We start from the raw sequence: 12825 nt of genomic DNA on the forward strand, positions 1-12825 counted from the left end.
GCGCGCCCGCGCACAGAGAGGACGCCCATGCCCTCCGCCCCCGGCTCACCCGAGGACGCCCGCACCCCCGCAGCGCCGGACCCCGGCCTCGGCTTCGACCCCGAGGAACTGCGGGCCCGCTACCGGGCCGAACGGGACCGCCGCATCCGCCCGGAGGGCAGCGCCCAGTACCGGCCCGCCGAGGGCCGGTTCGGGTACTACGACGAGGACCCGTACGCCGGCCCCGCCGAGCCCCGCGAACCGCTGCGCGACCGGGTGGAGGTGGCCGTCGTCGGCGGCGGATTCGGCGGGCTGCTCGCGGGCGCCCGGCTGCGGCAGGCGGGCGTGGAATCCGTCCGGCTGGTCGAGAAGGGCGGCGACTTCGGCGGCACCTGGTACTGGAACCGGTACCCGGGCATCCACTGCGACATCGAGTCGTACATCTACCTGCCGCTGCTGGAGGAGGTCGGCTACGTACCCCGGTGGCGGTACGCGCCCGGCGAGGAGATACGGCAGCACGCGCGGGCGATCGGCCGCACCTTCGGCCTCTACCGCGAGGCCCTCTTCGGCACCGAGGTCACCGGACTGCGCTGGGACGAGGACACCTCCGAGTGGCTGGTGACCACCGACCGGGGCGACCGCTTCCGCGCCCGGTACGTGGTGACCGCCAGCGGCACCCTGAGCCGCACGAAGCTCCCCGGCATCCCCGGCATCGAGACCTTCCGCGGGCACACCTTCCACACCAGCCGCTGGGACTACGCCTACACCGGCGGCGACGCGGACGGGAACCTGCACCGGCTCGCCGACAAGCGCGTCGCGCTGATCGGCACCGGCGCCACCGCCGTCCAGTGCGTCCCCCATCTCGGCGCGGACGCCCGGGAGTTGTACGTCTTCCAGCGGACCCCGTCCTCCGTCGACGTGCGCGACAACCGCCCCACCGACCCCGAGTGGGCCGCCTCCCTGACCCCGGGCTGGCAGCGCCGCCGCAGGGAGAACTTCCTCGCGCTCGTCACCGGCGTCCCCACCGAGGAGGACCTCGTCGGCGACGGCTGGACCAGCAGCGCCCGCCTCCAGCAGAAGCTCGTCCCCAGCGACAGCTACCGCGACGTGCCCCCGGAGGAGCGCGAACGCGCCTACGAACTCGCCGACTTCCAGAAGATGAACGAGATCCGCGCCCGGGTCGACGCCCTCGTCGACGACCCGGCGACGGCCGAGGCGCTCAAGCCCTGGTACCGGTACATGTGCAAGCGGCCCACGTTCAGCGACCACTACCTCCAGACCTTCAACCGGCCCAACGTCCACCTGGTGGACACCGCCGACAGCCACGGCGTCGAGAAGATCACCGAGAACGCGGTGGTGGCCGGCGGCGTCGCCCACGAGGTGGACTGCGTGATCTTCGGCACCGGCTTCGAGGTCGGCGTCTCCGGCGTCACCTCGGGGCACCTGCCCGTCCACGGCAGGGGAGGCGTCACCCTCACCGAGGCGTGGCGCGAGGGCCCCAGGACGCTGCACGGCTTCAGCACCCACGGCTTCCCCAACCTCTTCCAGCTCGGCCCGGTGCAGAACGCCGCCTCGGTCAACTACGTGCACATCCTCGACGAACAGGCCGGCCACGTCGCGGAGATCGTCGCCGAGGCCCGCCGCCGGGGGGCCGGGTACGTGGAGCCCAGCGCCGAGGCCGAGGAGGCGTGGGTCGCGACGATCCGGGAGAAGGCCGCCGACCTGTACCGCTTCCACGCCGAATGCACCCCCGGCTACTACAACAAAGAGGGCATGCCCAGGGAACGCAGCGAGTCCTTCGGCGACGGCCCCGTCGCCTTCCACGCGCTGCTGCGCGCCTGGCGCGAGGGCGACGGCATGCGCGAGGTCCTCGTCGACGCCGGTCCGGGGGAGCGGTGACCCGGCGCACCGGCCGGGTGGAGCGGCTCAACCCGCCCAGCCCGCTGTGGGGTTCGAACGGCATCACCTTCGGCCCCGACGGACGGCTGTACGCGGCGCAGTTCCTCGCGGGCCGGATCACCGCCGTCGACACCGTCACCGGCGAGACCGAGGAGGTGGTCCCGCCGGACGGCCCCGTCCGCTCGCCCGACGACCTCGCCTTCGGCGCGGACGGCTCCCTGTACATCGCCGACCTCGTCCCCGGCCGGGTGTGGCGCCGCACCCCGGACGGCACCTTCACCCTGGTCTCGGACGAGGTGCGGGTGCCGAACGGGATCACCTGCGTCGGCGACCGCCTGTTCGTCAACGAGATGCGCCCGGACGGCCGGCTGCTCGAACTCTTCCCCGACGGCGGCGAGCCGGAGAGCCCGGCCGCCCCGCGGGTCCTCACCGGCGGGCTGGCACTCGGGAACGCGATGCAGCGAGGGCCCGACGGGCACCTGTACTACCCGCACATGGTCACCGGCCAGGTCTGGCGCATCGCGCCGGACGGCGGCGCGCCGGAACTCGTCGCGGAGGACCTGCCCGAGCCCGTCGCCGTCCGCTTCGACCTGGCCGGTGTGCTGCTCGTCCTCTCCCGGGGGCAGGCCGGCCTGGTCACCCGGATCGACCTGCACAGCGGCGCCAGGTCGGTCACCGCCAGCGGCCTCCCCGGGCTCGACAACGCCGCCTTCGACGCGGAGAACCGGATGTTCGTCTCCAGCTTCGCGAGCGGCGGCATCACCGAGCTGCACCCCGACGGCCGCACCCGCGAGCTGCTGCCCCGCGGCCCCGTCGGCCCGTACGGCGTGACCGTCGACCTCGCGGGCACCGTCCACGCCGCCGACCACTACCGCCTGGCCACCCCCGCGCACCGCCCGGCCGGAGCGGCGGACGACGACGCCGCGCACGCCCTCCGCCCCTTCGCCCACGGCGTCACCGCCGACGCTGCGGGGCTGCACGTCACCTCCCAGTACGGCGAGGTACGCAGCCACGGGCACGGCGGCACCCGCGTCCGGGCGCGCGGCCTGCGCAGGCCGACGGGCATCGCCGCACGTGCGGACGGTGTCCTCCTGATCGCCGAGACGGACGCGGGACGCGTCCTCGCCCTGCACGAGGACGACACCACCACCGTCCTCGCCCAGGGACTCGACCGCCCCGTGGACGTCGCCGTCGACGCCGCGGGCCGCGCCTACGTCAGCGAGGAGCGGCGCGGCGCCCTGCTCCGCCTCGACGACGGACACCCCGTCACCCTCGCGGACGGGCTCGACGCGCCGCAGGGCCTCGCCGTGCTGGGCGACGAACTCTTCACCGTCGAGTCCGGCGCCCGGCGGCTGCTGGCCGTCTCCCTCGGTACGGGCGAACTCCGCGTCGAGGCCGAGGACTTGGCCGTCGGCCCGCCGCGGCCCACCGACGCGGACGACCCGCCCGCACTGTTCACCCACGGCATGCCAGGACTGCCCCGCGCCTTCGCCGGCCTCGCCGCGTCCCCCGACGGTTCCCTGCTCCTCTCCGCCAACGCCGAGGGCACGGTGCTCCGTCTGACCCCCCGCGCCGCAACTCCCTCTCCGGAACGCCCCCTTCGAGAACAGGACACCCCATGACGGAAACCCACGGGACCGACCTGCCCGACGCCACCGGACTGGCCGGCCGGAGCGTCGTGGTCACCGGCGCGGCGTCCGGGATCGGGCGGGCCACGGCGCTCCGCTTCGCGCTCGCGGGCGCCCGCGTCCTGGTCGCCGACCTGGACGCGGACGGTGCGGCGGACGCCGTCGAGGAGATCGGCGGGACGGGCGGCACAGCCCTCGCCGTCACCGGCGACCTGAGTGAACAGGCCGTCGTGGACCGGGTGGTGGCCTCGGCCGTCGAGACCTTCGGCGGGCTGGACGTCCTGGTCAACAACGCCGGGATCATGGACCGGATGTCGGCCCTCGGCGAGACCGCGGACGAGGAGTGGGAACGCGTCCTGCGCGTCAACCTCACCGCGCCCTTCCTGCTGACCCGCGCCGCCCTCCCGCACATGCTCGCCGCCGGACGCGGCTCGGTCGTCTTCACCGCCTCCGAGGCCGGGCTGCGCGGCGGCGCCGCCGGGGCCGCCTACACCGCCGCCAAGCACGGGGTGACCGGACTGGTGAAGAACCTCGCCGTCACCTACCGCGCCCAGGGCATCCGCGCCAACGCCGTCGCCCCGGGCCCCACCAGCACCGGCATCCGGGTCGACGCCGCGCCGGACGCCCAAGGCCCGCCCCTGATCGGCGGGTTGATCGGCGCGACCATCGGCCGCCTCGGCAGCGCCGACGAACAGGCCGCGGCCATCGTCTTCCTGGCCTCCGACGCGGCCTCGTTCGTCAACGGCGCCGTCCTCCCCGTCGACGACGGCTGGTCGGCCGTCTGACGTGCACGCCCGCGCCGGGAATCACGCCGGGCCCGCGGGCGTTCACGCGGCATGGCTGTCATCCACAACACCACCATGAACCCCGGCAAGTTGGAGCTCCTCGCCACCTGGCTCCCCACCCGCCCGTGGTACCGCGGCACCGCCGCCGGCCCCGAGCCCGTCAAGGCCGGCGGCTTCCGGCTGGACGACCCGGAGGGCGAGGTGGGCCTCGAGTTCATGGTCGTCGCGGACGTCTCGGGCCCGGAACCCGTCGCGTACCACGTACCGGTCACCTACCGCGGCGCTCCGCTGGACGGCGCCGAGGAGGGCCTCATCGGCACCTCCGAACACGGCGTGCTCGGCCGCCGCTGGGTGTACGACGGGGCCCACGACCCGGTCTGGGTCGAGCGGCTGCTCGCCCTGTTCCGGGGCGAGGCCGAACCGCAGCAGCAGAGCGTCAGCGGCACCCCCGACCCGTCCGTCGCCCGCCACCTCACCGGCCCGGCCGTCCGGCCCGGCTCCGTCGCGGACGGGGTCACCGAGGACGGCCAGGGCACCGGCATCACGCTGCGCGCGGGCGACGGGTCCGGTCCGCTGACGGTCGGCGTGGCGCGCGTCCTCGGCGAGGAGCGCTACGCGGAGGCGGCGGGCGCGGCCCGCGGCCGGATCACCGCGGGCTGGCACCTCCCGGACGGTTCCGAGCACCGCGCCCCCTTCTTCCACCTCGGGTAGCGGACCCGGACGCCGGGCGGGCGGTTCAGCCGGGCAGGGCCGCGAGCCAGTCGGTCAGAAGACGGCTGACCTCGGCGGGCCGCTCCTGCGGGAGCCAGTGCCCGCAGCCGTCGAGGACGTGCGAGGAGACCAGCCCCGGCAGCGTCTCCCCGAACGCCTCGACGGCCCCGGCCAGCCAGGCCATCGACGCGTCCAGACCGCCGCCGAGGAACAGCGAGGGCTGGGTGACGGGGGCGCCCGCGTACCCGGCGAGGTCCGCCCAGTCCCGGTCCATGTTCCGGTAGCGGTTGAGCGCCCCGGTCATCCCCGTCCGCTCGAACTCGCCCGCGAGGACGTCCAGATCACGTTCGTCCAGCCAGTCCGGCAGCGGGCCGGTGGGGAAGCGGTCGCGCAGGGTGCCGTCCCGGTCGGCGAAGTAGGGGCTGGGCGCGTCGGGTCCTGGCATGGTGCCGGCGGACAGCGCCGCGTAGAAGCCCGCGAGCCAGCCGCGCACGTCCGGCTCGATCTCGGCCTCGGCCCGCCCCGGCTCCTGGAAGCGGGAGACGTAGAACTCCTCCTCGCCGCCCATCCCCGCGAACACCTCGCTGGGCCGCGGCCCGCCGGGCGGGGTGTACGGGACGCCGAGCAGGCCCACCGCGCGGAAGACGTCGGGCCGCAGGAGCGCCGAGTGCGCCGCGATGCCGGCGCCCCAGTCGTGCCCGACGATCACCGCCTCGCGCTCGCCCAGCGCCTGCACCACGGCGGCGCTGTCCGCCACGAGCTCCACCATCCGGTACGCCTCCGTGGCGGCGGGACGGGAGGAGCGGCCGTAGCCGCGGACGTCGACGGCCACCGCGCGGTACCCGGCGGCGGCCAGCGCCGGCAGCTGATGCCGCCAGGCGTACCAGCACTCGGGGAAGCCGTGCACGAGCAGCACCAGCGGCCCGGAACCCGCCTCCACCAGATGGGTGCGCCCGGCCGGCGAGGCCACCAGCCGGTGCGTGAACGGCGTGCCCTGCCCGCCCGTCGACGGGGTACGTCCTGACGTCATCGCTGTCCCTCCCGCGTCCCGGTCCCCCCGCGGGGGACGGTGACGGCCATCATGCGGCGGAGGCCGCGTCCCGGCGAGCGAAGTTGCCGTTTCGGCAAAGCCAGGGGGAGGGTCGGAGCGAGGTCAAAGCCCGGGCGCGGAGGGCCCGTTCGTGGCTCAGTCCTGCTCCTGGCTCTGCTGAGCCTTCTTCTCCTTCAGCCGGATCGCTTCCTTGCGGACCTCGGCCTGGGTGGCGCGCTCGTTCTGGAGCCACTCCGGGTTCTCCGACTTCAGCGCGTCGATCTGCTCCGTGGTGAGCGCTTCGGTGATGCCGCCACGCGCGAGACCCGAGATGGAGACGCCCAGCTTCGAGGCCACCACGGGACGCGGGTGCGGGCCGTTGGCCCGCAGCTCCCGCAGCCACTCGGGCGGATCGGCCTGAAGCGCGTTCAACTCGTCGCGCGAGACGACACCCTCCTGGAACTCGGCGGGGGTGGCCTGGAGGTACACACCCAGCTTCTTCGCCGCGGTCGCGGGCTTCATGGTCTGGGTGGTCTTCTGCGACGTCATGACGTCAAGGGTATCGACCGTGCGCGGGTGCCCGTGACCTGGGCCTGCGGCTTCGCCGGCCACGGCCGGTACGCTGGCGGCGTGACAGGCTCGGAAGTACCCCCCTCGTTCCGGCTCGCGTATGTCCCCGGAGTGACACCCGCCAAATGGGTGCGCATCTGGAACGAGCGGCTGCCCGACGTCCCGCTGGAGCTCCTCCAGGTGCCCCCCGCCGAAGCACCGGACGTGCTGCGGGAGCAGGGCGCCGACGCGGGCCTCGTCCGGCTCCCCGTCGACCGGACGTACTTCAGCGCCATCCCGCTCTACACCGAGACGACGGTCGTGGTGGTCCCCAAGGACCACCTGGTGACCGCCGTCGACGAGGTGACCTGCGAGGATCTCGCCGACGACATCGTGCTGCACCCGCTGGACGACGTCTTCGACTGGGAACGGCCCCCCGGGCAGCCCGCGTTCGAGCGGCCCGCCACCACGGCGGACGCCATCGAACTCGTCGCCGCGGGCATCGGCCTGCTCGTCGTCCCGCAGTCCCTCGCCCGCCTCCACCACCGCAGGGACCTCACCTACCGCCCGGTCACGGACGCGCCCACCTCGTCCGTCGCCCTCGCCTGGCCGGAGAACGCGACCACGGACCGGGTCGAGGACTTCATCGGCATCGTGCGCGGCCGCACCGTCAACAGCACCCGCGGCCGCCCCGCCGCCCAGCCGGAGAAGCGGACCGGGCAGAAGACCGCCAAGACCGGCACCCAGCGCAAGCAGACCCCCCGCACCGGAGCCAAGCCCGGCTCCCGCACCCGCGGCGGTCCCACCCGCCGCAACAAGCCGCGCCGAAGGTCCTGAACCGCCCCGGACCGTGTCCGGAACGCGCTCTTCCCGGCCGTGCACCGAACCGCCACCCTGACCTCAGGGAAAGGTGTTCGGTGCCGAGGGGGAGCCGATGTCCGGTCCGCTGTACGTCCCCGTACTTCCCGCCCGCAGGCACGCCGCCCGCGCCTACGGATCTCTCCCGCCGGACGCGCGGCGGGCCGTTCTCCCGCTGTGGGTGCTGCCGCCGCGGACCCTCGCTGCCGAAGCACTCACCGGCGCCGTCGGCAAGGACCTGCGGCGGGTGACCACCGTCCAGCGCCACCGGCCCGCCTGGCTGGACGCGCCCTTCGCCGACGCCGAGCAGATCCGCGCCCTGGGCCCGCTGCTGAGCGACACGAGCCGGGACAGCCCGCTGCGCCCGGTGACCGGCCCCGGGCGCCCCGCCCCGCAGCAGGCCCTGGCGCTGGAGACCGCGCACCACGCGGGCGACGGGCTCGGCGTCCGCGTGCCGGTGCCCCGGGAATGGGACGACGGCGAGACCGGCAAGGTGCGCGAGCTGCTCTCGCGGGCCCGGGGCGAGGACGTGGACCTGCTCCTGGACCTCGGTGCCGTCCTCCCGGAACGCACCGAGGCCGGGAAGGAGGCACTCCGCGCGCTCGCCGACCTCGTCCCCCTCGCCCCGTGGCGCACCGTCGTCACGATCGGCGGCGGAATCCCCCGGGTCGGCGAGGAGATGCTGATGCCGGGTCTCCACGAGACGCCCCGCACGGAATGGCGCCTGTGGCGCGAGCTCGCCGCCGGCCGGGCCGCGCCGGCCCCGCTCGGCTACGGCGACTACGGCATCCAGCCCGTCGACGCCCTCGACCGGGACCCGCAGGACGGGAACGCGCGGTCGCGCTGGGGCATGCTGCGCTGCACCACCGACGAGACCTACGTCTTCACCAGGACCCTCAACGGCAGGGAGGCCCACAACCGCGAGGCCGCCCGGCGATTACTGGCACTCCCCGGCTTCCGCGGCCCGGCGGCCGGCCCCGCCGAGACCTGGCTGCGGGACTGTGCCGAGGGGACGGGCGGCGCGGGCAATCACGAAATGTGGCTCCGGACGGGCACCGGGCAGCACCTCACGTATGTCGCCCGCTGCCTGCGGGCGTGATCAGGTCCCCGTGGCGATCCAGGTGTAGGCCCGCTGCGCGTCGAAGGCGGGCTGGCCCTCGGGGAACAGCAGGCCCGCGGTGGTGAACTCGGGGGCTGTGGCGGTTTCGGGGACGTAGGGGACGGCGATGCAGCGCATTCCGGCGCGGTGGGCCGCGTCGGCGCCGGGCGGGGCGTCCTCGACGACGACGCACCGGTCCGGCGTGACGCCCAAGCGCCGCGCGGCCTCCAGGAAGACGTCGGGTTCCGGCTTGCCGTGCGCGACCTCCTCGGCGGAGACGTGCAGGGTCAGCAGCCCGTCCAGACCGGTTCCGGCCAGGACGGCCTCGATCGCGGCCCGGGACGAGCCGGAGGCGACGGCCATCGAGTGCCCGGACGCGTGCAGCCGCTCGACCAGCTTCCGCATCCCGGGGAACGCCTCGGTCGACTCCCGGGCCAGCCGCAGGTACGCCTCGTTCTTCTCGGCGAGCAGCTGCTCGACCGGGGCCTCGATGCCGTACTCGGCGCGGAGCGTGGCCAGCGTCTCGCGGGTGCCGATGCCGATGAAGCGGGTGTGGTCGGCCCAGGTGAAGCCGGGGTGGCCGTGGGCGGCGAGGACGTGACGGCCCGCCTCGTAGTAGTTCGGCTCGCTGTCGACGAGGGTGCCGTCGAGGTCGAAGATCACCGCTGTCGCGGAGCTGTCACCGGGGCTGTGGTTCATGCGACAAGGGTGCCAAGCGGACCGGTGGACGCGGCGGGCGGGGGGCGAGGGGGTGTGGCGGCGGCCCGCGCCCGTGGGACATGCTGCGGGTGCACGGCGGCGTCTCCACGAAGGGAACCCACTGCCCATGTCCCGTCCCGGCTCCGCGATGCCCCGGTTCCATCTGGCCGTCCCCGTCGACGACTTGGCCGCCGCCCGCCACTTCTACGGCGAGGTGCTCGGCCTGGAGCAGGGCCGCAGCTCCGGCACCTGGATCGACTGGAACCTGCACGGCCACCAGTTCGTGACCCACCTGGCGCCCGGCGGCGGCCGGCAGCCCGTGCACAACCCCGTCGACGGGCACGACGTCCCCGTCCCGCACTTCGGCCTGATCCTGGGCGTCCCCGAGTTCCGCACGCTGGCCGACCGGCTGCGCGCGGCCGGCACCGCGTTCGTGATCGAGCCGTACGTCCGCTTCGAGGGGCAGCCGGGCGAGCAGTGGACGATGTTCCTGCGCGACCCGGCGGGGAACGCGCTGGAGTTCAAGGCGTTCGCGGACGACTCCCAGGTCTTCGCCGTCTGACGCACCCCGCGCGGTATGGGCGGAAGCGGGCACGTGTGTCCCGTGGTGCGGCCGTGACCAGGGGCACAGTCCGGTGTCCGGGTGTTGAGACGGTGCGGTACCGGGTGCTTATCCTGGACACCTCCACGAGATTTCGGCGCCGCAGCGCCGGACGGCGACGAGGCCGCTCCGGACCGCGGCGCCTTCGTCGTGCCCGCTCCCGTCCACCACCCCGGACGGCCGCGCGGGCGGGGCGAGCCCGACCGCAAGGGGGGCGGCTCACGCCGTGAAGAGGATGTTCACTGCTCCGGACCCGGGGCTTTCGAGACTGCGCGTCGCGCTCCGCGCGGTGTTCGGCATCGGCCTCGGCGTCACGCTCGCCGAACTGTGCGGACTGTCGCTCACCGCGTCGATCACCGGCGGCCTCGCCGCGCTGCTCGCGCTCTTCACCGTCACCGACGCGACCGTCCGCGACCAGCGGATCACCACCGCGCTGCTGCCGCTCGCCGGCTTCCCCGTCCTCGCGCTCGCCGCCTCGCTGCACGGCCTCGCCCCGGCCCGCGACGCCGCGTTCCTGCTCGTCGCGTTCTGCGGGGTGTACGCCCGGCGCTGGGGACCGCGCGGGCACTCGCTCGGGACGTTCGCCTTCATGAACTTCTTCCTCGTCCAGTTCCTGCACGCCGTCCCGGCGCAGATCCCCGAGCTGTACGCGGCCGGCGGCCTCGGTCTCGCCGCGGCCGCCGTCACCCGGTTCCTGCTCTGGCCGATCGAACGCCGGACGCCGCCCGCCGCGGTCCCCTCGGCGCTGCCGGGCCGCGGGCTGGAGCGGCCCACCACACGGCAGGCCGTACAGGTCCTCGTCGCCTGCGGGCTCGCGCTGTGCGTGGGGCAGCTGCTCTCCGAGGACCGCTGGTACTGGGCCGTCGGCACGGTCTGGTGGATCTTCGTGAACACGACCTCACGCGGGGAGACCCTGGTGCGCGGCTTCCGGCGGGTGGTCGGCACCGCGACGGGCATCGTGGTCGGTCTCCTCGTGGCGATCCCGGTGCACGGCGCCCCCGGGCCGACCGCGGCGCTGGCCGCCGTCTGCGTCTTCGGGATCTTCTACACCGCGGCCGTCTCCTACTCCTGGATGATCTTCTCGGTGACGGCGCTGGTCAGCATGCTCTACGGGCTGCTGGGCGTGCTGGACCCCGGCCTGCTGGCCCTCCGGCTCTCCGAGACCGGCGTCGGCGCGCTCTTCGCCGCACTGGCCGTCACCGTCGTCCTGCCCGTGACGACGCACGCCACCAACGACGCGTGGATCCAGCGCGCGCTGCACAGCGTGCACGCCGCCACCCGGCAGGCCACGGCCCGCCTCGCGGGCGACGACGGCAGCGACCCGGCCCCGCACGCGGCCGAGCTGGAGATGCTGCTCGGCCGGGTACGGGCGACGCTCGCCCCGCTCGTCCACCCGCTGACCCCGTTCCGCGCCCGGAAGGCCAGGGCCCGTCGGGTCCTCGCGCTGCTCGACGTGTGCGCCCGCGAAGTACGCGGCCTGGCGAGCGTCGCGGCCGACCCGGACGCCTCGCACGACGCCCGGCTGACCGCCGCCTGCCGCCGCGTCGAGGCCGCAGTGGAGGCGCTCACCGCGCGCGGCACCGGGCACGGCCGGGAGGCCGCCGCGGCCGAGGTGCCGCACCGGGACGGCGCCGAGTCGGCACTCGCGCATCTGCACGGGCTGGAGCAGGCCCTCGCCGAGCTGGCGATGCCGCTCCGGATCGCCCCGCGCTCCCCGCTGGCCTGATCCGTGCGGCGGCCGACTCCCGCTCCCCGCGCGGGAGTTCGGCCACTCCGGCCCCGTCCCCGCGTTCGCCCGCGCGGTGATCGTGACGCTGCTACCGTCGGCCGCACCGACCCGACGGGCACGCGCGGGACGCGCTGCGGAAGGAGCACGCCGTGAGTGACGCACAGGGACAGCGGACGCCGCCGGACGGCACGCGCGCCCACATCGGCTCCTTCACCTCGGCGGGCGGGCACGGCATCACCACCGCCGCCGTCGACCCGCACACCGGCGCCCTCACCCCGCTACACCGCACCGGCTCCGCCGTCCCCGACCCCTCGTACCTGACCGTCGGCGGCGGCGTCCTGCACGCGGTCAGCGAGCGGGAGGACGGGGCAGCGGCGGCGTTCTCGCTCGCCGACCCCGACCGGCCCCGGCTCCTGGGCGAGCCCGTGCCCGTCGGCGGCGCGGGCCCCACGCACCTGTGCGTCACCGACGGCCGGCTCTTCACCGCGCACTACGGCTCGGGCAGCGTGAGCGCGCTCGCCGTCCGCGCGGACGGCACGCTCGGCGGCCGCCCCGTCGTGCACCGCCACGAGGGCCGGGGCCCCGACCCCGACCGGCAGGAGGGCCCGCACGCGCACGCCGTCGTCCCCGACCCCACCGGCCGCCGCCTGCTGGCCACCGACCTGGGCACGGACGAGGTACGCGTCTACGACCTGCGCTCCGAGGACGGCGGGCCCGTCTTCCGGCCGCACGGCCTGCTGCGCGTCCGCCCGGGCACGGGCCCGCGCCACCTGCTCTTCCACCCGGACGGGCAGCGCGCCTACCTCGTCGGCGAGCTGAACTCCCTGGTCACCGCCTGCCGTTGGGACGCAGAAACCGGCACGCTGGAACCGCTGGCCGAGACCTCCACCCGGGGCCCGGTGCCGCCCGGAGGCGAGAACTACCCCTCCGCGCTGGTGCTCTCCCCGGACGGCCGCTTCCTCTGGATCGCCAACCGCGGCGACGACACCGTCGCGGTGTTCGCGCTCGACGAGGAGGGCGGCGGCATGGAGGCGGTCACCACCGTCCCCTGCGGCGGCCACTGGCCGCGCGACCTCGCCCTGCACCCCTCCGGCCGGTGGCTGTACGTGGCGGGGGAACGCTCCGGCGACGTCACCTGGTTCTCCGTCGACCCGGCGACCGGCGTCCCGCACCGCGAGGGCTCCGTCCCGGCCCCGGCCGCCAGCTGCGTCGCCTTCGGCTGACGGCATGCGGGGGCGGGGACGACGGCGGGGCGGTG

The 12825-nt window shown here is 75.1% G+C and carries 12 protein-coding genes; 9 read left to right on the forward strand and 3 right to left on the reverse strand.

The window, feature by feature from the left end:
• Positions 1–27 precede the first annotated feature (27 nt).
• The 4 genes from HCC30_RS16520 to HCC30_RS16535 are packed head-to-tail and all read left to right on the forward strand — an operon-like array spanning position 28 to position 5002.
• On the forward strand, positions 28–1878 hold the full coding sequence (locus HCC30_RS16520; protein ID WP_169443299.1) for an NAD(P)/FAD-dependent oxidoreductase: 1851 nt from the start codon (positions 28–30) through the stop codon (positions 1876–1878).
• Positions 1875–3500: a hypothetical protein gene (locus HCC30_RS16525; RefSeq protein ID WP_169443300.1), complete on the forward strand. Its 1626-nt coding sequence runs from the start codon at positions 1875–1877 to the stop codon at positions 3498–3500. The genes HCC30_RS16520 and HCC30_RS16525 overlap by 4 nt, the downstream gene beginning before the upstream one ends.
• Entirely contained in the window at positions 3497–4291 is a 795-nt protein-coding gene (locus HCC30_RS16530) for an SDR family oxidoreductase (protein ID WP_169443301.1), read from the forward strand. The genes HCC30_RS16525 and HCC30_RS16530 overlap by 4 nt, the downstream gene beginning before the upstream one ends.
• 51 nt (positions 4292–4342) lie before the next feature.
• Positions 4343–5002 carry a 1,4-alpha-glucan branching protein gene (locus tag HCC30_RS16535; RefSeq protein WP_169443302.1) on the forward strand — a complete coding sequence of 220 codons (660 nt, stop codon included), beginning with the start codon at positions 4343–4345 and terminating at the stop codon, positions 5000–5002.
• A 25-nt stretch (positions 5003–5027) separates the two neighbouring features.
• On the opposite strand, the gene HCC30_RS16540 is transcribed toward HCC30_RS16535, so the two are convergent.
• Positions 5028–6032 carry an alpha/beta hydrolase gene (locus tag HCC30_RS16540; RefSeq protein WP_169443303.1) on the reverse strand — a complete coding sequence of 335 codons (1005 nt, stop codon included), beginning with the start codon at positions 6030–6032 and terminating at the stop codon, positions 5028–5030.
• Positions 6033–6188: 156 nt separating this feature from the next.
• Positions 6189–6581 (reverse strand): DUF5997 family protein, encoded by a 393-nt coding sequence (locus tag HCC30_RS16545; protein ID WP_169443304.1) that lies wholly within the window; start codon positions 6579–6581, stop codon positions 6189–6191.
• 81 nt (positions 6582–6662) lie between these two features.
• Here HCC30_RS16545 and HCC30_RS16550 point away from each other — a divergent pair, with 81 nt between their 5' ends.
• Both HCC30_RS16550 and HCC30_RS16555 read left to right on the forward strand, forming a co-directional pair.
• Positions 6663–7418, forward strand: coding sequence for a LysR family transcriptional regulator substrate-binding protein (locus tag HCC30_RS16550; RefSeq protein WP_169443305.1), 756 nt, complete (start codon positions 6663–6665; stop codon positions 7416–7418).
• Positions 7419–7515: 97 nt separating this feature from the next.
• Positions 7516–8538 carry a hypothetical protein gene (locus HCC30_RS16555; protein ID WP_169443306.1) on the forward strand — a complete coding sequence of 341 codons (1023 nt, stop codon included), beginning with the start codon at positions 7516–7518 and terminating at the stop codon, positions 8536–8538.
• Here the strand turns inward: HCC30_RS16555 and HCC30_RS16560 are convergent, their stop codons facing one another.
• Positions 8539–9237, reverse strand: a complete 699-nt coding sequence (locus HCC30_RS16560) for an HAD family phosphatase (protein WP_169443307.1) — start codon at positions 9235–9237, stop codon at positions 8539–8541.
• Between the two features lie 127 nt (positions 9238–9364).
• Here HCC30_RS16560 and HCC30_RS16565 point away from each other — a divergent pair, with 127 nt between their 5' ends.
• From HCC30_RS16565 to HCC30_RS16575, 3 genes are all read left to right on the forward strand, one after another.
• Positions 9365–9799, forward strand: a complete 435-nt coding sequence (locus HCC30_RS16565) for a VOC family protein (RefSeq protein WP_169443308.1) — start codon at positions 9365–9367, stop codon at positions 9797–9799.
• 274 nt (positions 9800–10073) lie between these two features.
• Positions 10074–11564, forward strand: coding sequence for an FUSC family protein (locus tag HCC30_RS16570; protein WP_169443309.1), 1491 nt, complete (start codon positions 10074–10076; stop codon positions 11562–11564).
• 152 nt (positions 11565–11716) lie between these two features.
• Positions 11717–12790 (forward strand): lactonase family protein, encoded by a 1074-nt coding sequence (locus tag HCC30_RS16575; RefSeq protein WP_169443310.1) that lies wholly within the window; start codon positions 11717–11719, stop codon positions 12788–12790.
• Positions 12791–12825: the final 35 nt, after the last annotated feature.

Source organism: Streptomyces sp. HNM0574 (assembly GCF_012726235.1).
Classification (GTDB): Bacteria; Actinomycetota; Actinomycetes; order Streptomycetales; family Streptomycetaceae; genus Streptomyces.

Excerpts from the sequence above, each read along its gene's own strand:
- HCC30_RS16520 (WP_169443299.1), top strand. The coding sequence starts at position 28 with ATGCCCTCCGCCCCCGGCTCACCCGAGGACGCCCGCACCCCCGCAGCG.
- HCC30_RS16540 (WP_169443303.1), bottom strand. The coding sequence starts at position 6,032 with ATGACGTCAGGACGTACCCCGTCGACGGGCGGGCAGGGCACGCCGTTC.
- HCC30_RS16565 (WP_169443308.1), top strand. The coding sequence starts at position 9,365 with ATGTCCCGTCCCGGCTCCGCGATGCCCCGGTTCCATCTGGCCGTCCCC.
- HCC30_RS16555 (WP_169443306.1), top strand. The coding sequence starts at position 7,516 with ATGTCCGGTCCGCTGTACGTCCCCGTACTTCCCGCCCGCAGGCACGCC.
- HCC30_RS16545 (WP_169443304.1), bottom strand. The coding sequence starts at position 6,581 with ATGACGTCGCAGAAGACCACCCAGACCATGAAGCCCGCGACCGCGGCG.
- HCC30_RS16570 (WP_169443309.1), top strand. The coding sequence starts at position 10,074 with ATGTTCACTGCTCCGGACCCGGGGCTTTCGAGACTGCGCGTCGCGCTC.
- HCC30_RS16530 (WP_169443301.1), top strand. The coding sequence starts at position 3,497 with ATGACGGAAACCCACGGGACCGACCTGCCCGACGCCACCGGACTGGCC.
- HCC30_RS16560 (WP_169443307.1), bottom strand. The coding sequence starts at position 9,237 with ATGAACCACAGCCCCGGTGACAGCTCCGCGACAGCGGTGATCTTCGAC.
- HCC30_RS16535 (WP_169443302.1), top strand. The coding sequence starts at position 4,343 with ATGGCTGTCATCCACAACACCACCATGAACCCCGGCAAGTTGGAGCTC.